Source organism: Legionella maioricensis, from assembly GCF_023618015.1.
GTDB classification, from domain to species: domain Bacteria; phylum Pseudomonadota; class Gammaproteobacteria; order Legionellales; family Legionellaceae; genus Legionella; species Legionella maioricensis.
On record NZ_JAJKBJ010000010.1, the window covers coordinates 1 to 26,886 of the forward strand.

The window sequence follows — 26,886 nt, forward strand, 5'->3', positions numbered from 1 at the left end:
AGCAACGGAGCATAGCAACCAACCTTTTGTTGGGCTGCTCTTCGTTTAGCCCAACCTACGGCATTAAATCATCTCATCCCCGCCCTTCGAACCAAGTGCAATCTTGCCATCTTCAGCGAGATTTCTTGCTATAGCTAAAATATCTCTTTGTGCCCGCTCCACATCACTTACCTTAACTGGGCCTTGAACCTCTATATCGTCTCGCAATATATCTGCAGCTCGTTTAGACATGTTAGAAAATATTTTTTCTTTGGTCGTTTCAGTTGTCCCTTTTAATGCTAATTTTAATTGTTCAGAAGTAACGTCACGTAGCAAAGTCTGGACACTTCTATCATCCATATCGGTTAAATTTTCAAATACAAACATTTTGTCTCGGATTTTATCGCTTAACTCTTCATCCCAATCTTTAATTTTTTCAAGGACCTCTTCTTCCATTGCTCCATCAAGAAAGTTGATCACGTCAGCAACACTTTTAATTCCACCTACCGAAGCAGTCTTAGCCACCTTTTGACCACTTAACTGCTTTTCAATTACTTGTCCCAGCTGTGTGATGGCTTCTGGTTTTACGGTGTCAATATTACACATACGTAATAATACTTCAGCGCGTTTTTCCGCACTAAAATAACTGACTACCTCTGCTGATTGCTCACTATCAAGGTGAATTAATATAGTGGCGATGATTTGCGGGTGTTCATTACGAATTACATCAGCAATTAAGCGACCATCCAGCCATTTTAGTCTGTTAAGTCCGCTGTCTTTATCCGAAACCAGAATTCTATCAATAAAAGGAGTGGCTTTTTCTTCGCCTAGAGCTTCAATCAGCACGGTGCGCAAATAATCCTCAGCGTCTACGGTTAAACTGGTCTGATCGTCAATTGCACTGATAAAATCAACCAAAACATTTTGCATTTTTGCCTTACTTACAGAACTCATGGTCGACATGGCCATACCCACTTTTTGTACTTGTCGGGGCTCCAGGTGTTTTAATACTTCCGAAGCATTTTTTTCACCCATGCTTAATAATAAAATAGCTGCACGTTCTATTCCGTCCATCTTTATCCTCGATCAACCCACGTTTTAACTACTTGCGCTACCCGCTTTGGCTCTTTATCTACCACTTGACGTAATAGACTGAGTTGAGACTCATAATCATGAACATCTTTGAGCGATAACTTACCATCGAAACCTAGTTCATTCGGGGAACTCTCCCCATCATTTTGCTCTTCTTTCTTGTTACTGGCCAAGGTCTTTAGCATGGGTCTTAACACGCCAAATATCATCGCCAATACAAATAAAGCACCACCAATTTGTTTGATTATCGACCAGAAACTGTCTTTTTGCCAAAAACGTTCCGCAGGTAAGGGCTCGATTGGATCAGGTTTAATAAAACTGCTATTGATTATATTTAAACTATCACCACGTTTGGCATCTAATCCAATTGCATCTGAAACAAGAGCTTTTAATTGATCTATTTCCTTGGCAGTTAACGGTTTTTTCTCCATCTTTTTGGTTTTATCATTCATTACCGCTCGATTATCAACCAAAACAGCAACAGACAACCGTTTAATTGTTCCAGGCTGGTTTTTTGTATGGCTTACCGTTTTATCCAATTCGAAATTTTTAGTACTCTGGGTACGTACATCCTGGGCAGTACTTTGATCAGAAGTAGTTTGTTGTTGTGGTGCATTTTTCTGAGCGCCATTTTTAGGTGGAATATTTTTTGCGCCAAGACTCGGATTAGGTTGAGGGGTATTCGTTAAAGAACCTGGGACGCCACTGGCATTGTTACTCGCATTACGCTTTTCTTCCATAGTCTGTTCACTACGCAAAGAAGGCAGCTCAGGATTGAACATTTCCTGGGTTTGTTCATAACTTGTAAAATCAATGTCCGCTGAAACTTTTGCCCTTACTCGACCATAACCTAGCATGGGAGTTAAAATATCCTGAATTTTTTGAGCATACTGATGTTCCAGAGTCTGACGATAATCAAGAAAACGCTCCGTATCTGAAAATAAAGTCTGCCCCCCTCCCTCATTTAATAACTGACCATCTTGATCCACTACCGTAACTCGGCTTGCACTTAAATTGGGGATACTGGACGCAACTAAATTGATGATGGCGGCAATGGTATGTTTTTTGAGTTCTACACCTGAATAGACATCAATAAATACGGACGCACTGGGTTCATGAGCATCTCGTACAAAAGCTGATTCTCTGGGAATTGCGAGATGAACTCTGGCTGATTTAATGTCATTAAATTTACTAATGGTACGCGCCAATTCGGCTTCCAGCGCTTGCTTATAGCGAGCGTTCTCCATAAACTGACTGGTATTAAAAGTCCCGGCGCCTCCAAAAACCTCTTCACTCCCATTAGACTCACGTGGCAAGCCTTCAGCGGCTAATTTAAGGCGCGCCCTTTGCAAACTATCTGCAGGCACCATTAAAATACCATTATTTTTGTCTATCTTAAATTCGATGCCGCTACGCTCAAGAACAGCAACTACATCAGCTGAATCACGTGCATTCATTTGACTGTATAAAGGCACGTAACTCGGATCACGAGACCATAATACTACTGCTAAGCCGATTGCTACACTTGCAGCCAATCCAAATAATAAGCCGATTTGGCGAGGTATCGATAAGCTTGCAAATTTTGCTGCTGCTGTTGAAGCATTATCAGCCAATGCCATCATAAACTCCTGTAATCTTATCCTATGCTTATTAGCATCACATTAAATGGATTAACACATCAATACATTAAAATTAATTATACTGGCATATTCATAATATCTTGGTACGCTTGGACTACTTTATTTCTTACTCTTAAAGTAGCTTCAAAGCCCAAATTGGATTTTTGACTGGCTATCATGACCTCACCGAGACTCACGCCAGGATCTCCCATTTCAAAACGAGTTTTTAATGAATCAGCTGATTGAGTCAGGTCATTTACCTGATTCAATGCCTGTTGAAGAACCAGATTGAATGGTGCCTGACTTGAGCCGGCTTCTATCTTAGAACCATCTGCCTGAGCAGCCATTGTACGCATTTGATTGATTAAATTAACTGTATTAATCTCGCTCATTTCCTTATCCTCTCGCATTCCTTTATCGATCTAAACAACATACCCTTCTTCACGCATTTTAGCCAGCTTATAACGCAAAGTTCGCTCACTAACGCCCAATAAAGCTGCTACTTGTTGTCTGTTCCCCTCATGTTCTAATAATGTTTTCTCTATCAATTCAAATTCATGAATTTGTAAGTTTTTGCTACTAGCCGCAGCTGTAGTTTCAGGGGTCATTGTTGAGGTTACTGACAATTGTAAATGTTCAGCCTCAATAATTCCCTGGTTTTGCAAGACTAAGGCTCTTTGAACCACATTATCGAGTTCACGCGCATTGCCCGGCCATGGATAAGCCAACATTAATTTTTGTGCGGCGGGACTAATTACCGGCACTACAGGTTGTTTGTGCTGACAATGTTTGCGAATCAAATAATTTGCCAAAGGAATGATGTCATTTTTTCTTTCTCTGAGAGGATGCCATTGTAAGGGAAAAATATTCAATCTATAAAACAAGTCCTCTCTAAAACGACCTGCTTGAACTTCATCCTTTAGCTGCCTGTTCGTTGTTGCCAGGATTCGAACATCCAGGCTGATCATCTTATTCGATCCAATACGCTCTACTTCTTTTTCCTGTAAAACTCGTAACAGCTTGGCTTGTAAACTTAAAGACATTTCACTGACTTCATCCAAAAGTAGCGTTCCACCTTGAGCTTGTTCAAATTTACCAGCAGTTGATTTATAAGCGCCTGTAAAAGACCCTTTTTCATAACCAAATAAAGTAGCCTCTAACATTTGCTCTGGAATAGCGGCACAATTGATCGCGATAAATGGCTGTTTTTTCCGGGGCGAATGATCATGAATAAAATGAGCCAATACTTCCTTACCTGTCCCACTCTCACCACTAATCATAACCCCTACATCAGATTGAGCCACCTTCAATGCCATGGTTAACAGGGCCTGACTCTTAGGATCTTGGGCTATTGGGTCGCCGCTCTCATCATCCAATTCAACTTTGATATATTGATTGACTTTTTCTGTTAAAATTTGTGCACTAAACGGTTTTTGTAAATAATCTACTGCCCCATGGCGTATGGCTACAACAGCATCTTCGACAGATCCATAGGCAGTCATTAAAATAACGGGTAAACCAGGACGTTTTTTTTGAATTTCATTTAATAGCTGATTCCCGTCCAGCTGATCCATGCGAATGTCCGTTAGTACTACCGCAGGATTATGTATATCAAGAAGAACCAAAGCTTCTTTACCGTCTTTAGCAGTAATATAAGTATGGCCAGCAATAGTCATCGTTTCAGCCAGCGCTTCTCTCAATACTGGATCATCTTCAACAATTAAAACATGGCTCATAGAAAATCCTTTATTTTTATATTTATCGTATGCCTTTCTTCTCACCCGGTAAATAAATATTTACCTGAGTCCCCATTCCTTCAGCTGATTCCAGTTGTACTTGTCCTCCATGCGCCTTGACCACAGCAAACACTACCGCCAAACCTAACCCCGTACCTTGAGCTTTAGTGGTGTAAAATGGTGAAAATGCTTGCGCTTTAACCTTCTCTGGCATCCCTTTACCATTATCCTCTACTGATATTTGTATACCCGAATCATCCATAGATGCAAGAGTTAAATAAATTTCTGTTGCTTCAGACTGTAATGCATTAATAACCAGATTTAAAACGGCCCCAATTAATGATTCTCCGTGTATCGATGACTCGCGAGTTTTAAGCAGATTACTCACCTTGAATAAGGCAGAATAAGATTCTATATAAGGTTGAGCCCGTTTTATTAATTGAGAACACCAATGCTCCATGTTAATAAATTTAGGCTCGATTGAGGTTCCTCTGGCAAATAATAATAGATCCTGAACCTGTTGTTCAATACTGGCATGACATTCTTGCAGCCTACGAATCCAATTTTGAATTCGAATATCTAAATTAGGAACATTGTTTAAATGTTCTGTATATAAAATGGCAGAAGATAGAGGTGTTCTAATTTGATGAGCCAATTGCGCAGTCATTGTTCCAATCGAGACTAATCGCTTCTCATTTTCTTTAGCTTTTTCATAATCTCTGGTGGCGGTAATATCGGATAAAGTAATTAAAATACCCGGTAAACTATCCAAAGAAGAAATGGCCACGTGAACACGACGTCCGTCCGCTAAAGACACTTCATGCCCATCATCATCTCGTGGCACGAACGCTCTTTGAATCACATCCAGCCATAAAGTGTCAATTAACCCATAACCGAGCATGGCTTCAGCACAGGGATTTAACCAAACAATTCGCCCTCGAGCATTTAAGATCACCAAGGCGTTAGGCAAGCTGGATAAAATATCCCATTCAGATAACTCAATCTGGGGTTTTACCGCGCAGGTTTGATAAGTAGAATAATGCATTAATAATTTTACTTTTTAATAATATATGATGACTCTAACAAACTTTGAGACAAAATGAAAATGTGATTAAAATCATATGATTAATTAAATGGTCAATTGATTTTGTAATTCCTGTTTTTAGCTAAAAAACCTATTAAATAAAATACCGTTACTAAGTGAGATGGGCACATATAATTTTTTGGCAATCCTTGATACTCTTTTATTATTCGCTGGATTTCGTTTTCCCACGAGGGACTATGAGATTCAATTTCTGAATCTCTTGTTAAGAGAACCATCATGCTTTGGACTCTGATTTCTCTATTTTTCTGCTGGTTAATTTACCGTGAACTCACCGTCACTTACCTATATCCAAATCTTATATTGCCGTATTATTGCTCTTAGCATTGTCCTTTGCATGGCCGCCGTTTCATCACTGGCGTTTTGAGCGCTTTTTAACTGCCACAGCGAGTCAACTGGCTGACAATCATCCTGTTACCGTGCATTGCAACACCTTATTTGACACCCTATTCGACGAAGAGGTACGGGTTGCAGGACATGCCGATCCCCAAACTGGATATATAGTCATCCAATACCCACGATGCTCCCTATTGATGGACTATATTGCTCATCCTGATCGCGCAAGCAAGGAAGAAATCATCAGCCTAAATACCTTCACTCATGAAAGTATGCATGCGCGCGGTGAATACAATGAAGCTAAAACTGAATGTCAGGCAGTGCAAAGAAATTACCGGGCAGCAAAATTACTTGGCGTGCCCGATGGAATCGCCAAGCAAAATGCTCTTGATTACTATAAAAACTATTATCTGATGCGAAGCGATTCCTATTTTTCTAAAGAATGCTCCCCGGATAAAAAAATGGACGAGCATTTAAGCGATTCCACTTGGAATGAGTAAGCCTTTCCATTTTTTAATCCAGATCTGTTGGCCATTGGTCAACAAATCTTATGTGATTGATTAAACCAAAACACGTAATTCGGCGTATACTTCATTTGCTCGAAAAGTACCATTCCAAGGAGTAACGCTGACCCCAGTTCTACCACTTCGGGCTGATAAGGAAGACAGGATATAATCAGGAAATGGAATCTTACCACCATCAAAATAATTGTAACCTACAGCCAATGTTGTTCGGGACGTTAATTGAGCCGCTAGCCCTGCTCCAACATGCCATGCAAAACTACTCCCCGTGCTGACGTAGATAATCAGTAAGATACCGGCCAAATCCAAAAAATATGGGGGCTGAAGAACCCAAATCATTGGAGTAACCCTGATTAGCAAAATCCCAAACGGCCGGATCAGTGGTAATATCAGGATCGATTGAAGCGGAATATCCTGCTCCACCAACCATATACCAGGTTTCAGTCTTACTTACTGGCCCCATACTCCCTGCACATACTGTTGATGATAAGCCGATGATCAAGCAGGCACTGTTTATTATTCTCAATTTATTCATAAGTCCTTAATTCCCTTTATAGTTCAAAAAGATAATTATACATCAGCTTTATATTGCTTCTACGTTTTGCCTTTAAGATGAGATGCTGAGCGGTTACTTTTTCTCATCTAATGTTTTTAAAAATGCGAGTTTTTCAGCAATTTTAGTCTCTAAACCACGGTTTACGGGTTTATACCAGCCTGGATCTGGAATTCCTTCTGGCAGATAATTTTCTCCGGCAGCATAACCATGCGGTTCATCATGAGCATAGCGATATTCATGACCATAACCCAATTGTTTCATTAAACGAGTAGGGGCATTTCGCAAATGAACAGGCACTTCTCTGGATTTATCTTTTTTAACAAAGTCCATCGCCTGATTAAATGCCTTGTAACCCGCATTACTTTTAGCAGCAATAGCAAGGTAAATGACCGCCTGTGCCAATGCCAGCTCGCCCTCAGGAGAACCGAGTCGTTCATAAGTTGCAGCAGCCTCATTGGCAATTTGCATTCCTCTTGGGTCAGCCAAGCCAATATCCTCCCAAGACATTCTTACAATCCGCCTGGCCAAATAATGCGGATCAACACCGCCATCCAACATACGACATAACCAATAAAGAGCAGCATCCGGATCAGAGCCGCGCACTGATTTATGTAAGGCAGAAATTTGATCGTAAAAATTATCGCCGCCCTTATCAAATCGCCTGGCGTTTGGAGCTAAGGCATTATTCACCAACTCTTTGTTAACAAGGGTGACTTGCATTGCGGTGCATGCGGTTTTAATTTGCTCTAATAAATTGAGCAACCTCCTGGCATCTCCATCAGCACAGGCGATAATGATCTCCAGGGCTTCCTCATCAAATTGAAGCTCAGACAGCACCTCATTCTGTGCTCTTTTAAATAATTGGGTTAGCTCCTCATCGGTCAATGATTTTAAAACATAGACTTGAGCACGTGATAATAATGCAGAGTTGACTTCAAAAGAGGGATTTTCTGTAGTAGCTCCGATAAAAGTAACAAGGCCTGATTCGGTATAAGGCAATAAAGCATCTTGTTGTGCTTTATTAAATCGGTGAATTTCATCGATAAACAATATCGTTTGTTTGCCATGAGCTAAATTATCTTGAGCCATTTCCATTGCAGCACGTATTTCTTTCACACCAGAAAAAACGGCAGATAAGGCAATCCACTCACAATCAAAAGCTTCTGCTGTTAATCGGGCAATGGTAGTTTTACCAACCCCGGGCGGTCCCCAAAGAATCATTGAATGGAGCTTGCGGCCTAAAAAACTAAGTCGTAAGGGTTTACCCTCCCCCAATAAATGCTGTTGGCCGATCACCTCATCAATATGTTTAGGTCTTAAAAACTCAGCCAAGGGAGGAATAGGATCTTTTTTAAATAAGCTCATTGGATAGCTACTCAACAGTGTACGATATGCGAATCTGGCAAACTTCGTCGCGAACACCGTGAAAGTTCTCCTGACATTGGCATAGTACCTACCTTTGGAGATCCTTCACTGCGCTCAGGATGACGAATATCTAATTAAACCATTCAACAAAGCCCTATCTGAAAGAATGCTCATATTTTCGTTCAAGATGCATCAAAGGTGGCCACTCTTTCATTGCTTTACTACGTCGACTCCTTTCGGTGGCTTAAATTGGAACAATTTTTCTGCCAGTTTAGGATTTGATTTAATTTGACTTAATTTTACTGTAGTAGTTTGACCTAGTTGATCATGCAATTCCAGGCCAGTTAAATTATCTGCCGTAAATATCAGTTTGATTCGCTGAAAATTCGCTTTGACTGACTTTGATTTCAGGTTAAAGGTAATGGTAGTTCCTTCATTTTTTTGAGTTACATCAAAATCTCTAGCCACCGTATCATCATAGCCACTTAAAAACAAAGCGGCTGTTCCACCTAAACCTTTTTCCTGTTTTTTAACGGTAACCTGCTCTAAGTCAACATCATAAACCCACATTTTTTTCCCATCAGCCACCACCAATTGCTCCATCGGTTGTTTGGTTTGCCAACGAAAACGACCAGGTCTTTCTAATGCCATAGTACCTGATGAACGAGATACTTCGCGCTGTTTTGCTTTAACTACTTGTTTAAAGTCTGCAGTCATGGAACGTATGGCGTTAAGTTTTGTTTGTAATAATTCACCGGAAGTTTGACTAAATACGCTACCAGAAAATGCCAATAGCAAACTCAAAATTAATTTTTTCATCTTTATTCCTCAGTTACTGAAGTGACTAATACATCTCTATAACCACCTTCTAAAGGACCAACAATTCCTGTTCGCTCCATTTCTTCAACCATTCTTGCCGCACGGTTATAACCAATTTTCAAACGTCTTTGTACGGAAGAAATACTTGCCTTACGAGTTTGAATAACAAACTCCACTGCCTGATCATAGAGCGGATCATCTTCTTCAGCAGAGGATTGTCCGTCCTCATCAAAACCACCCTCAGTACCATCACCAGTCATTTTCAAGATGTCATCGATATAATCAGGTTCACCTCTTGCCCGCCAATCATCAGCGATTCGATGCACTTCTTTATCATCAACGAAAGCACCATGTACGCGCAAAGGAGCCCCACTACCAGGAGCCAGATACAACATGTCTCCATGTCCGAGTAATTGTTCTGCACCTTGTTGGTCAAGTATAGTACGCGAATCAATTTTTGAGGATACCTGGAAAGAAATGCGCGTTGGAATATTAGATTTAATCAAACCGGTCAGTACATCCACTGAAGGTCTTTGAGTTGCAAGGATCATATGAATCCCTGCAGCCCTAGCCTTTTGTGCAATACGAGCGATTAACTGCTCTACTTTCTTGCCCACCACCATCATCATATCCGCAAGCTCGTCGATCACCACTACGACATAAGGTAAAGCCTCTAGTTGAGGAGCCGCTTCATCCATGGAATCGACAGGTTTCCAAAGAGGATTAACCAAAGGTTCTCCACTGGCAATTCCTTCCGCAACTTTAGTGTTATAACCGGCTAAATTTCTTACTCCCAATGAAGCCATCAATCTATATCTTCTTTCCATCTCTTCCACGCACCAGCGTAAAGCGCTGGCTGCTTCTTTCATATCAGTGACTACCGGGGTTAATAAATGCGGAATACCATCATATACGGACAACTCCAACATTTTAGGATCAACCATGATGAGACGAACCTGTTCAGGAGTTGCCTTAAACAAAATACTTAGAATCATCGCATTGATACCCACTGACTTACCTGACCCAGTAGTTCCAGCAACAAGTAAATGAGGCATCTTAGCTAAATCAACCACCATAGGATGTCCGGCAATATCTACCCCTAAAGCCAAGGTCAATGGAGAGTGAGCTTGTTGGTACACCTCTGCAGATAAAACATCTGACAAACGAACTATTTCGCGAGACTGATTAGGTAGTTCGAGACCAACCACTGTTTTACCAGGAATCACTTCAACAACACGAACAGAGATAACAGATAAGGAACGAGCCAAATCTTTAGCCAAAGCAGTAAGCTTACTCACTTTAACCCCTGCTGCCAGCTGCAATTCAAAACGAGTTACTACAGGCCCTGGATGAACAGCCACAACGTCAGCCTGGATACCAAAATCCAATAAGTGTTGTTCCACATCACGCGATACATTTTCCAGCTCTTCATGAGTATAACCACCCATGGGTTTACCTGGTTGTCCCTTATCTAACAAATTTAAGCCGGGCAAAGTTCCGGAGGTATTTAATCCTGAGGTATTTAATTTAGGGGCACGAATCTCTTTATATTCTTTTGGTGGTTTAATCACCTCGGATTTTTCTTCACTGCTCGCAATTAGAATAGGAGTTGTCCTTTCTTTTTCCTTTTCCTTTTCTTTTCTGGCTTTAAATAATTGCGGTGCAGGCTTTGGTGTAGTCTGTTCTGGGGCCATAGATACTGGTTCACGAGACTTATAACGGTCTATGCCTGCAAGGCTTAAATGAAATCCTTTTTTCAATAGCGCATAGGCTGAGTTGAACCCCCAGAGGGTATAAAAACCGATTAATTCAATAGCTCTTACCCACGATAGACCTGTTAACCAGGTAATACCCACTAAAAGCATAGCTAATAAAAGCAAAGTCGCACCATGTAAATTAAGCATTTGATACCATCCGTTACTTACTGCCTGACCAATAATTCCACCAGCACTGTGAATTGAATCCAACTCTTTAATTTGCGGTTCCAAACTTAATAAACCGCACCCCCCAGAAATCATCAGGATAAAACCTATTGTTCTGAGCATCAATACCGATTTATCAATAGTTTTTAATGCATGAAAATCCTTCAATATAGCCCAAGCTACATAAACAAAAATGAGCGGCAACAAATATGCAAAATATCCAAAGACAAAAAAAAGTGCATCGGCAAGATAAGCACCCACCTGTCCTCCAGAATTAGCAATTCTAATCCCCGAACGTGAGGCATGAGACCATCCGGGATCGCTCAAGTGATACGTAAATAAAGACAAGAGCACAAAAAGAGCACTTGATAAAATTAATATAAAACTGCCTTCAGTTAAGCGCTTTATAATGTAATCTGGCATGTTTTTTGGGGGAGTGCCAACCTGTTTTCTAGAATGTTGTTTTGCCATAGGTATTTTAATATGTTCATTTTTGTCATAATATTTGCCATCTTAACACAAAATATAAGGAAGGCAGAGACGATGAGCACAAGCACTCACCACCGCTTAATCATACTTGGTTCTGGTCCAGCAGGTTACACCGCCGCAGTCTATGCCGCAAGAGCTAATCTTAATCCAGTGTTAATCACTGGTATGCAGCCTGGTGGTCAATTAACTACAACCACAGAGGTGGATAACTGGCCTGGGGATATTGAAGGCCTACAAGGCCCCGCTCTTATGGAACGTATGCAGCAGCATGCAGAGCGCTTCGATACTCAAATCATTTTTGATCATATTGTCAAAGCTAACTTAGCGCAAGCACCCTTTGTACTTCAGGGCGATAGTGCAATCTATACTTGTGATGCTTTAATTATTGCCACTGGAGCTTCGGCTCGATACTTGGGATTAGAATCTGAATCAGCCTATCAGGGGCGAGGCGTTTCAGCCTGCGCGACTTGTGACGGTTTCTTTTATCGTAATAAAGACGTTTGCGTCATTGGTGGCGGCAATACCGCAGTTGAAGAAGCATTGTATTTGTCTAATATTGCATCTACCGTTACCTTAGTCCATCGACGAGACAGTTTACGTGCTGAAAAAATTCTCCAGGACAAGCTTTTTGAGAAAGCCAAAAATGGCAACATTAAGATAATATGGAATTTTACTCTTGATGAAGTGTTAGGCGATGGAAAAAAAGTAACTGGAGCCTCCATCCGCAATGTGAATAATAATGCTAAAGAAGAGTTAAAGGTGGATGGTGTATTTATAGCCATTGGTCACACACCAAATACTGCATTATTTACTGATCAATTATTAATGAAGGATGGATACATCACCATTAAATCGGGCTTGGATGGGATGGCTACCAGTACCTCAATCCCGGGAGTATTTGCCTGTGGTGACGTTGCAGACCATGTATACCGCCAGGCAATTACTTCAGCAGGCTTTGGCTGCATGGCAGCACTCGATGCAGAAAAATATTTAGATTTACAATCAATTTAAATTGATTCTCCTGTTCTTACCCGCAAAAAAAGATGTTTTTTGCGGGTTGATGTCCGATGATGTATACGATTAGCACTCAAAAACTTGTAACCGTTCACGGGTATGAACTTTATTCCATCGTAAGTTCAGCCTCAGTATTCTTGGCGATATAAATCAGCATACAACGCAATGACTCTCCTGAGAAATTTGAGTTATCATTCAGATCATTTCTTCTATAATCGTATGAGTAGCTCCACAAATTACTAATGATGCAAATTCAACCAGACGAGAATGGCTCAAAACTTAGGAAAATAATCCATATTGATATGGACTGTTTTTACGCAGCCATTGAAATTAGAGATAATCCCCTGTTAAAGAATAAACCTGTTGCAGTAGGCGGTTCTGCAACTCAACGCGGTGTATTATGCACCTGTAATTATATTGCCCGGGAATATGGGATACATTCGGCCATGCCGACAGCAATGGCTCATCGTCGCTGTCCTGATTTAGTCGTACTACCAGTAAATATGAATAAATATAAAGAAGTATCTCAATCAATAAATTCTATTTTTCACCAATTTACTGATCTGGTAGAACCGCTGTCACTTGATGAAGCCTTTCTTGATGTCTCCCACTCCCTCCATTGTCAGGGGAGCGCTACTCGTATAGCCCAAGCCATTCAACAAGCAATTTTTAAAGAGCAGGAACTCACTGCATCAGCAGGAGTGGCTCCAAATAAATTTTTAGCGAAAATTGCCAGCGCCTGGAAAAAACCGAATGGATTGTTTGTGATAACGCCAGAACAAGTAAGCAGCTTTGTTAAAACGCTCCCAATTAATAAGTTATTTGGCGTTGGCAAAGTGACCTCATTAAAATTAAATAAGTTGAATATTTTTACCTGTAATGATTTGTACGATTATTCTTTAGTCTTTTTAACAGAGCATTTCGGAAAGCTCGGTCAACAACTTTATTATCAAGCCAGAGGGATTGATAATCGTCCGGTTCAACCTAATCGATTGCGAAAATCATTAAGTGTAGAAAGAACCCTACTACGCGATCTGGTAGAGCCTGATAAAGCAATTAAAATAATTGAGGAACTTTGTGATGAATTGACCTTGAGAATACAGAAAAGCGCCCCTGATTTATCAATAAAAAATCAATTTATTAAAATCAAAAATAATGATTTCAAACTGGTCTCCGCAGAAATAAAAAGTACCGAAGTCAACCTCAAACAATATATAGAGCTATTCCAAAAAGCTTATATGAGTCACCCCAAACCAATCAGACTTCTCGGAGTGGGCGTTCATTTTCATCATCCCTCTATTGAGCAGGATTACTATCAACCATCCTTATTTTCAAATGAGGAATAAATGGGACACTAAGCTTGATAATGCTTCAGTTTCTTTACTCAGCTCTTATTCAACTATCTGTAGTTTAAGTCATTGATTGTCATGAGCCGATATCGATGTTTTTTGTATCATGGTTAACATATGTCAAAGGGATAAGCAGGGGGAAATCACCCTATTTTATAAGGAATTTGACAGAGTATACACAGACATATCCACAGAAAATGTGGATAACTAAATAGAATGGGAAATAATAAGAAAAAGCAATAATCCTTATAGAACAAGGGTTCTTATAGAAATTGCAAGAATATTTAGAAATAAATGGGAAGTGCGCGAATAAAATATCCACAAGGAAAGATGTTAAAATAAACATGGATATTATGCACGTCTATCTTAAACAAAATAATAATGAAAAAACAGTCTTGACTCGCATTATTTTTATTTGTTTTTTAAACAAATCCCCTCTTTCAAACAATCAGTATCTACTGCAACACCTTGATTTTATTCGATTCGTCCCACTTAAAATAACTCCTTTCCAAACAACATATTTAAAAAATATAATTACTCTTTAAAATTGATTTATATCTATTTTATTCTGCTGATAAAAAGGTTGGAGCGTACTTGTCAAATAATAAAATTTAAAAATAACAAAACCTACTGAGTTCCTCATCAGTCTCATAAAAAGTTACCCACAAAGGCTGTATATAACATAAATGGTCACTGCCGTGAAATGATTGAGTTGAGTCGAGTTGAACAATTGATATTACAGGAAATTTTTTGATTTTCTATAACAGTTAAGATAGCATAACCTTTACTATGCTTACCGCTTAAAATTTTTTATAAGCATTACTATTGATAAATTACCAAGGGACGGGATCGCGCATGAGCTATCCATTAAAAATTAAAAAGTCGTGCACTCTAGCACATCAGTCTGTAAGTTCTTTCAGACTGATTCTCTTAACCACCCGCTGTTTTTTATGAACCCCTTTAGTATGGCAAGGAGCATTGATGAACAAGAATTCTGTTGTACTGCCGTTATCAGCAAGTCTTTTAACCGGTAGTACCCACACAGGTACTATGAGGCCTGTTCTGGCGTTAAACCATTCCTATAATTTTTTATTTAACCTCACCTATATCGCATAAGGATACATGATGAAATTAGCGCGTTTAATGCCACAATTAGGCATGGGTTTCAGTACTTTTTGTTGTTTAATCAGTTCAACGCAAGCCGGGATTCCTGTATGGAGCTTTACGCCCAATATCAATCATCCCCCTACAGCGACAGTGGCCCCAACCGGCTCTGTTGCGGTACAATATACCGTAAGCAATAATTCACGAAGTTCCCACAACTTGGTTATCCTACCACAGACAGGGGTAAGTCAAAACGGCCCATGTGTGCTAGGACCCAAAGGCACTACAACCTCCACCTGCTTGTTGTCATTAACCATTAGTGGCAGTGCGCTACCTGCAAGCGGACTCTTTGGAGGTCCTACTTTGTGTCAAGTAAATCCTGATGGGGCGCCTAACCCCAATGAGTGTTATCATCCGCGCAAAGAAGACAGTTTAGCCATTACCGTTATGGCAAATTTAGCACTCAGCGTCAAAGGACTAACCTTAAATGGACAATCCTCAGGACAATCCCGGGTTATTACCGTCACCAACAGGGGGGATACTCCTACAACCGGATTATCCATTAGTTATCCCACATGGCCAACAGGAACTACGGTAGACACCACATCCCCCTCCGCGTGCGCCAACGGTACTATTCTACCAGTGGGTGGTTCATGCACGATTACAGTAGTTCCGGGCACCATAGCTACCTCAGGAGCAGGGAATGCACCATGCACTACAGGAATTGCGCCAATACCAGGAGTGGTCACGGTCACTGCAAATGGTGTAATCTTATCATCAACTACAGTGGAGGTTCTTGGTTATGGCTGTATTTATCAAGGGGGTTATATTTATGCCATGACAGAAACAGCTAATCCATCAGCAAGCATTAGTGGCACAGTAACGTCTCTTAGCGATCAAGCTCCCAGGTATCCTAATGGTATTGATTGGACTTCAAATGGTGGTATAGGCCATGGCATCCCTCCCTTTGACCCCACAGACGTAAGTTATGATCTGATTCCTGGAGTTGATGCTGCTTCTACACCCTCAGCACCTTCGCCCACTTTTTCTGCGTTTCAAGCTTTTTTTGCATCAACTTATACTAACCCAGACCCGTTTACTAGTTCCTCATTTAGTGCATGTCAGGGACTGACCGATGGTCAGTGCAATACACGTAATCTTGTAACTTTCTATAATCAATTCATGACAAATAATACGCTAGGGAACGGGGGTACTGCTCCATTTACCGCATCCCCTGGGCCAACACCATTATCCTATTACGCGGCAGGATTGTGTAAACAAACGATTAGCGGTTATTCCGATTGGTACCTTCCCGCGATTTGTGAGATGGGCCCAGCAAACAATGGTTCTGGTTGTGTTGCTGGCACGCAGAACATCATCGATAATTTACCTGATTTAATTGGCATCATTGGTCCCTCTCCAGACACCTCCTGCGCATGGGGTGCAAACTGCCTAACGGACCGCTACTGGAGCTCTACTGAGGATGCGCTCTTTCAACGCGACAACGCATGGAGCGAGATTTTCGACTCCGGCAGCAACATTCAAAGCACCGGGGTTAAGTACTTCATGTGTGGAGTTCGGTGCTCTCGATCCTTTTAAGTAGAATAATTTAAATCCTATGGGCATCAGGCGATGCCCATACCATAGACTTTATGGGTTTATCTTTGGCCTTGTTTCAATCTATTGTGCCCTCTTACATTGTGTTAACGAGGGCTATAACTACCAATTTTTTTTACTCAGTGAATATTTCAATTGACAGAGCCTTGATGAATGCAATAGCTTTACTCCCATCGAAATAAGCGTTTTGTAAAGGACTATGCATGAACCCTCTATTTATTGATTCTGATATTGAAAAAGCATCAACCATTGCTTCCGAATTTTATACCTCGCCAGATTGGTTTGAACGAAGCAAAGAAAAAATTTTCGCAACCACCTGGCAATTTTGTCTTGGAACCGAGGACATTCAACAGCCCTCGTCCATGGTCCCCTTCACTTTGCTTCCTGAACTATTAGATGAGCCGCTCTTATTTGTCAGGGATGAACAAGCCACATTACGTTGCGTGAGCAATGTCTGTACACACCGAGGAAACATTCTGGTCGATGCGCCTTGCAGCTCCCAAAAAATTAAATGCCGTTATCACGGGCGGCGGTTTTCACTTTGTGGCGATATGTTACATATGCCCGAATTCGATAAAACTAAAAACTTTCCTACGCCTAAAGATAATCTGGCTCAGATCCCTATGGGTATTTTAGAACCATTTATTTTTACTTCCTTATCTCCCACAGTTCCTTTTTACGAAGTGATTTGTGATATAAAAGAGCGTTTATTCTGGTTACCTATGGATAAAATGCGTTTCGATAAACAACGCTCCCGCGATTATCTGGTGAAAGCCCATTGGGCCCTCTATTGTGAGAACTATTTGGAAGCTTTGCATATTCCTTTCGTGCATCCCTCATTAAGGCAATTAATAGACTGCACCACGTATACCACCGAACTCTATCGCTTCTGTAATTTACAATTGGCCTTAGCAAGTCCTGGAGAAGCAAGTTTCACTATTCCCAAAGAATCTCAAGACTATGGAAAAAACGTGGCTGCTTACTACTATTGGATTTTCCCTAACACCATGCTGAATTTTTATCCATGGGGATGTTCAGTCAATGTGGTTAAGCCCTTAGCCCCTGATTTAACACAAGTTTCATTTTTAACCTTTGTCTTTGATGAAAGTAAATTAGGTCAAGGAGCTGGGGGTGATTTAGATCAGGTCGAGCGTGAAGATGAAGCAGTGGTGGAAGCAGTACAAAAAGGAATACGCTCACGCTTTTATGATACAGGCCGCTTTTCACCGACTAAGGAACAGGGAACTCATCACTTCCAGCGCTTGCTGTGTGAATTTTTTAATGCCTAAGAAGCCTATATAATCAATTTTAGGATGATTAAATGGACGCATCACCCCCTACGGATAAACTTCATAAAAATTTGGATGGCCGCCTCTTGGGAATGATTACCCTAGGAGGCTCAATAGGAACGGGGATATTCCTGGCAAGTGGCAGTGTCCTTTTCAGAGCAGGACCTGGCGGAACATTGATAGCCTATTTATTGATGGGAATTATGATTTATTTTTTAATGACCAGCTTAGGCGAAATGGCTGCATTTATGCCCTCTTCAGGTTCCTTCTATCAATATGCAGCTCAGTTTGTTGATCCATCATTAGGCTACGCATTAGGCTGGAATTATTGGTATAGCTGGGCAATAACTATAGCAGCGGAAATAGCTGCTTCGTCTCTACTCATGCAATTCTGGTTTCCTAATACTCCTGCATGGCTTTGGTCTGGGGCTTTTTTATTATTTATAGTAGCATTTAATGCCATATCCACTAAAGTATTCGGTGAAATTGAATATTGGCTTTCATTGATTAAAATCAGTGTCATTGGATTGTTCATCATTATAGGTTTTGCAATGATATGCGGCTTTACCTCCCATCATTCGGTAGGGTTTTCTAATTGGCGTATAGGTGATGCTCCATTTCATGACGGCTGGTTTGGTATCTTTAGCGCGGTAATCCTAGCTGGTTTTTCTTTTCAAGGAACAGAACTCATCGGTATAGCCGCCGGAGAAAGCAAAAATCCTCAGAAAAATGTACCTAAAGTTATTAAACTGGTATTTTGGAGAATTTTTTTATTCTTTATTCTTTCTTTACTGGTGATTAGCTTCTTAGTCCCCTATACCTCGGCGCAAAACATCGATCAAGATGTCATGATGAGTCCATTCACACAGGCTTTTGCTGTATTTGATCATAAACGTGCCGCTTTCATGATGAATGCGGTTATTTTAATAGCTATATTATCAACGGCTAATTCCGGCATGTATGTCGCAAGTCGCATGCTTTGGTTTTTAGCAAAAGAGAAACATATTCCCTCATTATTCTCCAGAGTCACCAGAAAAGGGATACCTATACACGCATTAATAGCCACAGCAAGCATCTCATTACTGGCTTTTTTGTCTTTTCTATTTGGTCATGATTCTATCTATTTATGGTTAGTAAACGCTGGAGGATTGTCCGGATTTATTGCATGGATGGGTATTGCCATCAGCCATTATCGGTTTCGTAAAGCATACATTCATCAAGGAAAAGATCTAACTCAGCTTCCTTATTTAGCCAAAGGTTATCCTTATGTCCCATTGGGAATATTTTTCTTATGCATCCTGATTATCGCCAGCCATAATGTCATCGCTTTTATGCATCATGACATCAACTGGCAAGAACTCATTATTTCTTATATAGGATTGCCATTATTTCTCTTGGTTTGGTTTAGTAATAAATGGATAAATAAAACCAAAATAATCCATTTAAGCCAATGTAACTTTTAATGCGTGCTAACATTTTTATGAAACGGTATTTGATTCTCTAAGGTGTTCAATGCTATTTATTTAATGATCGTTTATAACCTATTTTTCACAGGCGAAGATACAAAATGGACTTGTTTCGTAAAAAAGATATCCAAACAGAAAAATCAGCAGTCCTCTTACGATGTTTATCGGCATTTGATCTTACCTTATTAGGGATAGGTGCCATTATTGGCGCAGGTATTTTTGTTATCACCGGCGTAGTTGCCGCGACAGATGCCGGTCCTGCAATCGTCTTATCGTATATCATCACCGGTTTTGCCTGTCTTTTTACGGCCCTCTCCTATGCGGAATTAGCTACGTCTATTGGGGGTTGCGGTAGCGCCTATGGTTATGCTTATGTTGGCTTTGGAGAATTGATTGCCTGGATAATTGGTTGGGACTTGTTGCTGGAATACTCCATTTCCATTGCTGCTGTAGCCGTGGGATGGAGTAGTTATTTCAATAGTCTGCTATTGTCCTTGAATATTGAAATTCCTAAGTTACTTCTCCAAGGCCCTGGTACAGGTGGCATAATAAATAGCTTAGCATTAATCATCATTGGCTTATTAGCTTTAATGCTCATTGGTGGTGCAAAAATCAGTACACGCTTCAACAATATCATTGTCTGTATCAAGTTATCTGTTATTTTATTATTTATAATCATCGCTGCAACTCACGTGGAAACCAAAAACTGGGTTCCGTTCATGCCCTTTGGATGGGCAGGTATCGCGAAAGGAGCTTCATTGATTTTTTTCGCCTATATTGGATTTGATGCTGTCTCTACAACAGCTGAAGAAGTCATCAATCCCCAACGTGACTTACCCATTGGCATTATTGGTTCTCTATTCATTGCAACCATTCTTTATATTGTTGTCTCGGGTCTTCTTACAGGCATTGTCTCTTATAAACTACTCAATGTTGCCTCCCCCATTAGTTATGCGCTTATTCTCATAGGCTATAAAACTGCAGCGAGTATTATAAGTATTGGAGCAATAGCAGGTCTTACTACTGTGATGCTGGTGTTGTTTTATGGTTTAAGTCGAATTTTTTTCGCAATGGCAAGAGATGGTTTATTACCCGACTATTTTGCTGCTCTCCATGAAAAAACCCAAACCCCTGCCCGGATTATCTTATTTTGTGCCCTATTAATTGGTTTTGTTGCCGCCCTTGTCCCTATGGGTACCTTAGCAGAATTAGTTAATATAGGAACGCTTGTCGCCTTTGCCATGGTTTGTAGCGGTGTTCTCATTCTACATTACACGAAACCGGATTTACCTCGGCCGTTTAAAACACCTTGTATGCCTTATGTTCCGATCTTGGGAATACTAAGCTGTCTCTATCTTATTATTAATTTGCCTTGGTTCACTATTTTCCGATTTATCGTTTGGTTTGTCATCGGTATGTTCATTTATTGTATTTTTGGTTATAAGCACAGCATGTTAGGCAAAACCTAACATGCTTTATTCTATTAATGGGTTCTGTCTGAAGGAAGTGATTGATAATAACTATTAATTGTTGAGATCCAGGTGGGATTAGTCATATCAGGCCAATGATCTTTGTCAAATCCGGGAGATAATTTTAGCCTTTCTTTATCAATGGGAAGAACAAAGCAATCTTTCATCGCATTATAAGAAAAAGCAGACCAAGGCAAAGCAAATAATTTATCCCCCATACCGAGGAAGCCCCCATAGGATAAAACCACATATGCGACTCTTCCTTCAACTTTATCTAACATTAAGGCTTCAATTTTACCTAAACTCTCATTTTGAGTATTTCTGACCTCGACGCCAATAACGTCTTCAGTATTTATAATGTGTCTTTTCATTTTTCTCTCCTTTAAATGTAAATATCCTTTAGTTGATGTCAGTTAAATTAATTTGTTTATCAGGGCTAAAGAATATAAAGGACAACCATTGCCCAAAAAACGCAAATATTGAAAGTCAGTTAAAAAATGATTTTTAAACACGTCTTGGTGAAAAACCACTTTAGTAACTGTTTCTAATTATAGCCAATAACCAATTTCAATTCAAAATATAACCAAAATGAGACAATAACAAACAAATAAAAATGAAGCATTTTGTTCGAATCTCCCTCCATCAGACTGGAAAAGCAATTGTCGAATAGGATAATGGTTTTTCTTATAAATTTACTGTTTGCCTTAGTTTTGGCTTAAACCACCTTATATTGACAAATAAAATTTAACTACTAGGCTTATTATTGTGCAAAGCACCATAAGGAGATGATGATGCCAAATCAATACACGCAGTACCAAAATATGAATGCCTTAGAAAAACCATTTCGTCAATTACTCGATTTAAATGTGAAAACAATGCAAAGTTTTAGTTATATCAAACCTAATGAATTGTTAAATTCTAATAGACCTGAACTAGTCTTAGAAAAAAATATGGAAGTAATGATTGAAAATGGACACAAAGCATTGGATTACGTGCAAGATATGTTTGATATTATGGAAAATCATTGGCTTAATATGTCCCGTCAAATGATGAGACAGTCACAAGAAACCATCAGTCAAACTCAAAGAGCTGCGCAGAATAATATGAATGATCTAAGAAAAGCCGGTACTCGGGTAGCTAATAGTGTGACGGGACATTTAAAAGAAAGCACGAAACAACGCTCTAAATCGGCCCACCCAGCTACAAAACATAGTAAAAATAAAGCAACAGGCTCCCCAAATGCATCCCACAGAGTGAGTACTCATTCGACACAGGCAAGCTCTGCAAACAGATCTTCCTCATCAAGAAAAACTGGAACGAATACACGCCTGAATACAAACGCAGATCAAAGAAGTCAGTAATAAAAAATTTGAAAAAGGAGCTCATCAGGTTATGAACGCATACCTGATGAGTCTCCTACTCAATCATCGTCGTTATAAAGTAAAACCAACATCTTCTGTTATATCGAGAGCAATATCGGTTTTTTGATTTTTAGACGAGGCTAATAAACCATTCCTGTTTAAACCGTGCATCATTGTGTCATTGCTCGCAGGTCTTTGCCAATGAGGTACGGTAACCGCAACTGGAACTGGTTGTAGTCCAGTTGACAGAGGAGGTTGAGGAATAGGTTGTCGTCCCGGATTAAGTTGCGCTTCTTCCTGCTCAATACGACTGAGTTCGTCTGCTGTAAGCGTTTGCAATTTTCCTTGATAAAAATAAGAAAGTAAACGTAACTTTGTAACCAAAAGAAGAGCCTCAAATATATTGCTTAATTCCGTATAACCATGCTCTTGAGGACTAGCATGAGCGGCTCTAAAATCGGAGGGAGAGAGCATATGAATTTTACTCAGCTCCGTGCGATAATAAATTTTATTATCCTCACCCAATAAAAAAAGTGGCTGAGGCTGACGGTACTTGACATCAATATCTGGCAATCGTTGCAACCCGCCATATTCTATCTGGCTAGGTAATTCATTGCCTTGAAAAACCCGACGAATGTCTTCCATCGACTCCTGAAGACCGGCAATACAAGATTGTTTGTTATAATAATTTTTGGCGCTATTAAAATCACCATCGCCCCCTGTTTCAACTGGTGGTTCCGTAAGATCAGGTGTTGGATCATAAGGTCTTTTAGTATAAACAGTGACCTGATTTAATTCATCATGTAAATTATTAACTAAAATACTACCTAAAGTTCCAAAACGGGCTGGCAATAAAACCCGCAAATCCCCCATCATGGCTCCGTGACCTGCGGCATAATGATCGCTATAGTAATGAAAACAAAACAGCTCCATTCCCAGAGCTAAGGCTTGATATCTATAAGCTAAATCCTTTAGTTTTTCTGTTGTTATACTGAATCCTGATTGATGCATCATCTCTATCAGGGAATTAAAGTCCTGGTTATCTGATTGATAATGCTGGTCTTTAATCAATTGATTTAATTCATAGGAAATACGGCCATATTTGAGTGCTATATGATGTCCCAGCATATAAACACGAACAGACCAGGGTGTAAAATGCGATAAATTTCGATTAAGTATCTCACTATAATTGTTGACGCGCAGAGCAAACATTAATTGTTGGACATAACTATTCAAGGTTGATGAGAAAGGAATATAGTTCGCATTATTAATTTTATAAATCGTTTCTATATCACTTTCATTGACATTAGAATTAGCTAACTTCTGGTATGACTTGACTAATTTTTGCTCTTCAGTAGCTGTAACCGGTTTTTTAACTAAGTATTCCCCCAGATCTTCGCACTGGTAAGTCGTTTGAAAACTCTTTCGATGACGAGCAAAGTCCTGTTGGCTGGGTAGATCAAGTTCGACCTCCCTGCCACCGAAATAATCACCGGACATCGCCATAATCTGTCCGGCAGTCATCTCTAAATCTATACCTTCTGGAAGACCGTTCTCATTAATACCCTGCAATTCTAAAAGCAAGGTACCTTGCTCATTAAATCTTACATAAGGGTTGCCTTGTAATTCATCCCAATCTCCAAATCGTAATGAATCACCTAATTCTGTATGCTCGCTGGTATCCATAAAGAAACTCCTTTTCTTTTATTATTATGATTTTTTAAATGAGTAACTCGATAATTCTCCTTTCTAATCCATTAGTCGCTATTAAATCAAAAATGGGACAATTTTATATGGGACCAATTGACAATATTTATTCCAGTCTTGACCGTATTTATTAGCACATCGTCTATCATCACGAAATGCACGATCCAATAAAAGGATTGTTAAAAAACAGACATAAAAATAAGGAGAAAAATGTTCGAACAAGGCCGGGACTGACCAAAAAAATGCTCCGGCTATCTCAGGAACATAGTGAAAATGTCTTGCAATTCCCCACCATCCGGAAGCAAGTAATAGGCTTTGTTTTTTATCTCCCTCAGTAGTTTGGTAATGAGCTAAAACTGTAACAGGCTTTCTTCCCCAGATGGTACATTGTCCTTGAGTTGCTCTGGTAATAAGTCGTTGTGCATCGGCCCAATAATTGATAAAAATACTTCCAGCCCCCAAAATAAAAATAGCTGCTGCCCATCCCAGACTTAACTGAATAGGGTGAAGAACAAGATACATACTCGGTGAAGTATAAATGCAGGGAACCCAAACCATACAACCCCAGCAAATATAAAAACCAGCCCGGTCATGCATAATATCCAGTGAACGCAAATAGCCTTTTTCCCAAATAAAAAACTTCCCAATATATAAAAGCTGTAAGGCAACAGAAATTAACATCGAATTGGCCAAGCCACCTAACTCTGCCTGTTTTGCAGCATAAGAGAGCAGAAAAAGTCCCCAACTCATCATTCCAAAACGGCAGGTAATAAATTTCTTGATACTCCAGCCCAGCACCTGAGGATACAGCTCCGTTCCCCAATAATAATCAAAGAGCATGTTATTCGTGATGCCTGAATCCGTAGATGAAGGGAAAAAACGCCCTTTGATATATAAAAACACACAAAATAGAAGACTAAACAGGTTAAGTGCACCTAAAATGGCCCCTAAATTGTCATACAGGATAGTAGCTGAAAATAAATTCAAGCCAAAAGTAGCCAGACAAAATACGGACATAGTAGTAATGAATGCTAATACCCCATTCTCTTTATAAACAGGAATATTTCCTTTGGGTGTAATCGGACCTTCAAATGTTTTTCCGGGCAATAACCGCATTAATGCCAATTGAAACAGAGTAAAAACAAAAATAATCTTCCAGGCTGTAAAAGAACCCCAAAAAAATGGTGCCCATACCTTATAAACAGTTTGCACCAAGCCTTGCTCACTTACCAAATTCCATAAAGCAGACAAAGAACCGTTAAGCTCGGTATTGGTATACCACATCAGCATCACAAAAATAGGGCATGAAAGAATGAGGAACAGCGGACCTAAGAAATTTCTTATATTTAAATACATCATGTTTCCTTACACGGTTATAAAAACAATGTTTAGCATAGCATAGGGTTTTCCCAGATATCGAGTCCTAACTCCCGACACGTCGCAATTTTATTCGTGGCGTTTGGAAATATCACAAAACAAAAGCCTCTTGGATTCGAGTAACTCTAACTGGATCCCGCAAACAAGTCGGTATTATTGCATCAATCAAATTTATGCCCTACGTCCCACAGACAAGCCGTCGGACGTAAGTACTGAAATTGATTGATACAACAACACCGGATAAGTCGCGGGACGAAGAACCAATTGTCCCCCTAGTGCAATTTAAGATTTCAAAGAGTACCTATGGATATTTTGCTTCTTGTTTACAACTGATTAACCCTTTACGCTCTGATTTGACCGTCTCCAAAAATGAGCCATTTATAACTGGTTAAGGCAGCCAAACCCATGGGGCCGCGAGCGTGCAACTTTTGAGTACTAATCCCAATTTCAGCCCCCATACCAAATTGCCCACCATCTGTAAACGCAGTCGAAGCATTAACGTACACCGCAGCTGCATCAACATGATCTAAAAAATAAGTGACTGCCAAGGGATCTTCGGCAATAATGGCCTCGCTATGACCTGAGGTGTATTCCATAATATGCTTCACCGCGTCTTCTACTGAAGAAACTGTTTTGATTGCCATCTTGTAGGATAAAAATTCATGGCCAAAGTCATCAGGACTTGCTTGATGAAGAAGCGATTCAGGATAAGCGGCCCTAAGGGCTTTATAACTTAAATCATCTGCATAAATTTCAACATTTTTTGATGCAAGTAACTCTACTAAAAAACACAAATGGGTTAAACTTTTTTCATCAATGACTAAAGTATCTAAAGCGTTACAAACACTGACTCTTCTTGTTTTAGCATTATTGATAATCAAACGGCCTTTTTCTATATCACCGCTGGAGTCGAAATAGATATGAACAATACCTGCGCCTGTTTCAATCACCGGTATTTTAGCGTGCTCACGAACAAATTGAATCAATGATTGGCTTCCTCTTGGAATACAAACATCAATCAATTTCGTTGCATTCAAAAGCTGATGCGTGGCCTCGCGTTCAGGGGGCAATAAATAAACGGCGCTCTTACTAAGATGATGCTCTTGCAAACTTTGATGAATCAGCGATACAAGATATTTATTGCTATGATAGGCTTCTTTTCCCCCCTTTAAAACACAAGCATTCCCTGTTTTAAAGCATAAAGAAAAAACATCAATAGTCACATTAGGTCTGGACTCATAAATCACCGCTACCACACCAAGGGGAACAGAAATTTTTTGAATTCGCAAACCATTGGGGCGCAATTGTTCCTCTAAAATAGTTCCTAAGGGATCGGGTAAAGAAGCAACTAATTCCACATCATCTGCAATCGCACTAATTCGCTCTTCAGATAAAAGCAGTCTGTCGTATCGAGGATCATCTTTTGCCATCAAGAGAAGATCTTTCTGGTTCTCTGCAATTATTTTATGACTCGCTTTGCGCAAATGAGCAGCAAGACTCAACAATACTTCTTTACGTTTCGTCTTGGTTAAAAGCTTTAAGCGATAACTTGTTTCTTTGGCGGCTTTCAACTGTTCAATAAGAGTGTCCATTAGCA

The 26,886-nt window shown here is 39.9% G+C and carries 23 protein-coding genes; 9 read left to right on the forward strand and 14 right to left on the reverse strand.

Annotated features, from left to right (window positions below; all coding sequences use genetic code 11):
• Positions 1 to 63: 63 nt before the first annotated feature.
• The 5 genes from fliG to LOX96_RS09510 all read right to left on the reverse strand — a co-directional run bounded on the left by fliG (position 64) and on the right by LOX96_RS09510 (position 5,471).
• A complete protein-coding gene (fliG, locus tag LOX96_RS09490) occupies positions 64 to 1,053 on the reverse strand; it encodes a flagellar motor switch protein FliG (protein WP_250423930.1) in 990 nt (329 codons plus the stop codon).
• 2 nt (positions 1,054 to 1,055) lie between these two features.
• Positions 1,056 to 2,690 carry a flagellar basal-body MS-ring/collar protein FliF gene (gene fliF, locus LOX96_RS09495; protein WP_348645859.1) on the reverse strand — a complete coding sequence of 545 codons (1,635 nt, stop codon included), beginning with the start codon at positions 2,688 to 2,690 and terminating at the stop codon, positions 1,056 to 1,058.
• 77 nt (positions 2,691 to 2,767) lie between these two features.
• Complete coding sequence (gene fliE, locus LOX96_RS09500) at positions 2,768 to 3,082, reverse strand: flagellar hook-basal body complex protein FliE (protein WP_250423940.1); 315 nt, start codon at positions 3,080 to 3,082, stop codon at positions 2,768 to 2,770.
• A 30-nt stretch (positions 3,083 to 3,112) separates the two neighbouring features.
• Positions 3,113 to 4,426, reverse strand: a complete 1,314-nt coding sequence (locus LOX96_RS09505; protein ID WP_250423942.1) for a sigma-54-dependent transcriptional regulator — start codon at positions 4,424 to 4,426, stop codon at positions 3,113 to 3,115.
• A gap of 22 nt (positions 4,427 to 4,448) precedes the next feature.
• On the reverse strand, positions 4,449 to 5,471 hold the full coding sequence (locus LOX96_RS09510) for a sensor histidine kinase (protein ID WP_250423945.1): 1,023 nt from the start codon (positions 5,469 to 5,471) through the stop codon (positions 4,449 to 4,451).
• A 383-nt stretch (positions 5,472 to 5,854) separates the two neighbouring features.
• Here LOX96_RS09510 and LOX96_RS09515 point away from each other — a divergent pair, with 383 nt between their 5' ends.
• Positions 5,855 to 6,364 (forward strand): hypothetical protein, encoded by a 510-nt coding sequence (locus LOX96_RS09515; RefSeq protein ID WP_250423946.1) that lies wholly within the window; start codon positions 5,855 to 5,857, stop codon positions 6,362 to 6,364.
• 60 nt (positions 6,365 to 6,424) lie between these two features.
• Here the strand turns inward: LOX96_RS09515 and LOX96_RS09520 are convergent, their stop codons facing one another.
• From LOX96_RS09520 to LOX96_RS09540, 5 genes are all read right to left on the reverse strand, one after another.
• On the reverse strand, positions 6,425 to 6,724 hold the full coding sequence (locus LOX96_RS09520; protein WP_250423948.1) for a hypothetical protein: 300 nt from the start codon (positions 6,722 to 6,724) through the stop codon (positions 6,425 to 6,427).
• Complete coding sequence (locus tag LOX96_RS09525) at positions 6,645 to 6,920, reverse strand: hypothetical protein (protein ID WP_250423950.1); 276 nt, start codon at positions 6,918 to 6,920, stop codon at positions 6,645 to 6,647. The genes LOX96_RS09520 and LOX96_RS09525 overlap by 80 nt, the downstream gene beginning before the upstream one ends.
• 93 nt (positions 6,921 to 7,013) lie before the next feature.
• Positions 7,014 to 8,306, reverse strand: coding sequence for a replication-associated recombination protein A (locus tag LOX96_RS09530; protein ID WP_250423952.1), 1,293 nt, complete (start codon positions 8,304 to 8,306; stop codon positions 7,014 to 7,016).
• 210 nt (positions 8,307 to 8,516) lie between these two features.
• On the reverse strand, positions 8,517 to 9,125 hold the full coding sequence (gene lolA, locus LOX96_RS09535) for an outer membrane lipoprotein periplasmic chaperone LolA (protein ID WP_250423960.1): 609 nt from the start codon (positions 9,123 to 9,125) through the stop codon (positions 8,517 to 8,519).
• A gap of 2 nt (positions 9,126 to 9,127) precedes the next feature.
• The gene (locus LOX96_RS09540) at positions 9,128 to 11,518 is read right to left on the reverse strand and encodes a DNA translocase FtsK (protein ID WP_250423975.1); all 2,391 of its coding nucleotides are present in this window, start codon (positions 11,516 to 11,518) and stop codon (positions 9,128 to 9,130) included.
• A gap of 72 nt (positions 11,519 to 11,590) precedes the next feature.
• Here LOX96_RS09540 and trxB point away from each other — a divergent pair, with 72 nt between their 5' ends.
• The 7 genes from trxB to LOX96_RS09570 all read left to right on the forward strand — a co-directional run bounded on the left by trxB (position 11,591) and on the right by LOX96_RS09570 (position 20,844).
• Complete coding sequence (trxB, locus tag LOX96_RS09545; RefSeq protein ID WP_250423983.1) at positions 11,591 to 12,547, forward strand: thioredoxin-disulfide reductase; 957 nt, start codon at positions 11,591 to 11,593, stop codon at positions 12,545 to 12,547.
• Between the two features lie 245 nt (positions 12,548 to 12,792).
• A complete protein-coding gene (dinB, locus tag LOX96_RS09550) occupies positions 12,793 to 13,896 on the forward strand; it encodes a DNA polymerase IV (RefSeq protein WP_431606651.1) in 1,104 nt (367 codons plus the stop codon).
• A gap of 984 nt (positions 13,897 to 14,880) precedes the next feature.
• Complete coding sequence (locus LOX96_RS17560; RefSeq protein WP_284498350.1) at positions 14,881 to 15,015, forward strand: hypothetical protein; 135 nt, start codon at positions 14,881 to 14,883, stop codon at positions 15,013 to 15,015.
• Between the two features lie 6 nt (positions 15,016 to 15,021).
• Positions 15,022 to 16,602, forward strand: a complete 1,581-nt coding sequence (locus LOX96_RS09555) for a DUF1566 domain-containing protein (protein ID WP_250423985.1) — start codon at positions 15,022 to 15,024, stop codon at positions 16,600 to 16,602.
• Positions 16,603 to 16,823: 221 nt separating this feature from the next.
• Complete coding sequence (locus LOX96_RS09560; protein ID WP_250423997.1) at positions 16,824 to 17,909, forward strand: SRPBCC family protein; 1,086 nt, start codon at positions 16,824 to 16,826, stop codon at positions 17,907 to 17,909.
• A gap of 32 nt (positions 17,910 to 17,941) precedes the next feature.
• On the forward strand, positions 17,942 to 19,372 hold the full coding sequence (locus LOX96_RS09565) for an amino acid permease (RefSeq protein ID WP_250423998.1): 1,431 nt from the start codon (positions 17,942 to 17,944) through the stop codon (positions 19,370 to 19,372).
• Between the two features lie 104 nt (positions 19,373 to 19,476).
• Positions 19,477 to 20,844 (forward strand): amino acid permease, encoded by a 1,368-nt coding sequence (locus tag LOX96_RS09570; protein ID WP_250424000.1) that lies wholly within the window; start codon positions 19,477 to 19,479, stop codon positions 20,842 to 20,844.
• Positions 20,845 to 20,858: 14 nt separating this feature from the next.
• Here the strand turns inward: LOX96_RS09570 and LOX96_RS09575 are convergent, their stop codons facing one another.
• Positions 20,859 to 21,215, reverse strand: coding sequence for a PRC-barrel domain-containing protein (locus LOX96_RS09575; RefSeq protein ID WP_250424002.1), 357 nt, complete (start codon positions 21,213 to 21,215; stop codon positions 20,859 to 20,861).
• Positions 21,216 to 21,635: 420 nt separating this feature from the next.
• On the opposite strand from LOX96_RS09575, the gene LOX96_RS09580 reads away from it, so the two are divergent.
• Positions 21,636 to 22,205, forward strand: a complete 570-nt coding sequence (locus LOX96_RS09580) for a hypothetical protein (RefSeq protein WP_250424004.1) — start codon at positions 21,636 to 21,638, stop codon at positions 22,203 to 22,205.
• 72 nt (positions 22,206 to 22,277) lie between these two features.
• Here the strand turns inward: LOX96_RS09580 and LOX96_RS09585 are convergent, their stop codons facing one another.
• The 3 genes from LOX96_RS09585 to LOX96_RS09595 all read right to left on the reverse strand — a co-directional run bounded on the left by LOX96_RS09585 (position 22,278) and on the right by LOX96_RS09595 (position 26,881).
• The gene (locus LOX96_RS09585) at positions 22,278 to 23,891 is read right to left on the reverse strand and encodes a hypothetical protein (protein ID WP_250424006.1); all 1,614 of its coding nucleotides are present in this window, start codon (positions 23,889 to 23,891) and stop codon (positions 22,278 to 22,280) included.
• Positions 23,892 to 23,972: 81 nt separating this feature from the next.
• Positions 23,973 to 25,268, reverse strand: a complete 1,296-nt coding sequence (locus tag LOX96_RS09590) for an ERG4/ERG24 family protein (RefSeq protein ID WP_250424076.1) — start codon at positions 25,266 to 25,268, stop codon at positions 23,973 to 23,975.
• Between the two features lie 362 nt (positions 25,269 to 25,630).
• On the reverse strand, positions 25,631 to 26,881 hold the full coding sequence (locus LOX96_RS09595) for a glutamate-5-semialdehyde dehydrogenase (RefSeq protein WP_250424008.1): 1,251 nt from the start codon (positions 26,879 to 26,881) through the stop codon (positions 25,631 to 25,633).
• Positions 26,882 to 26,886: the final 5 nt, after the last annotated feature.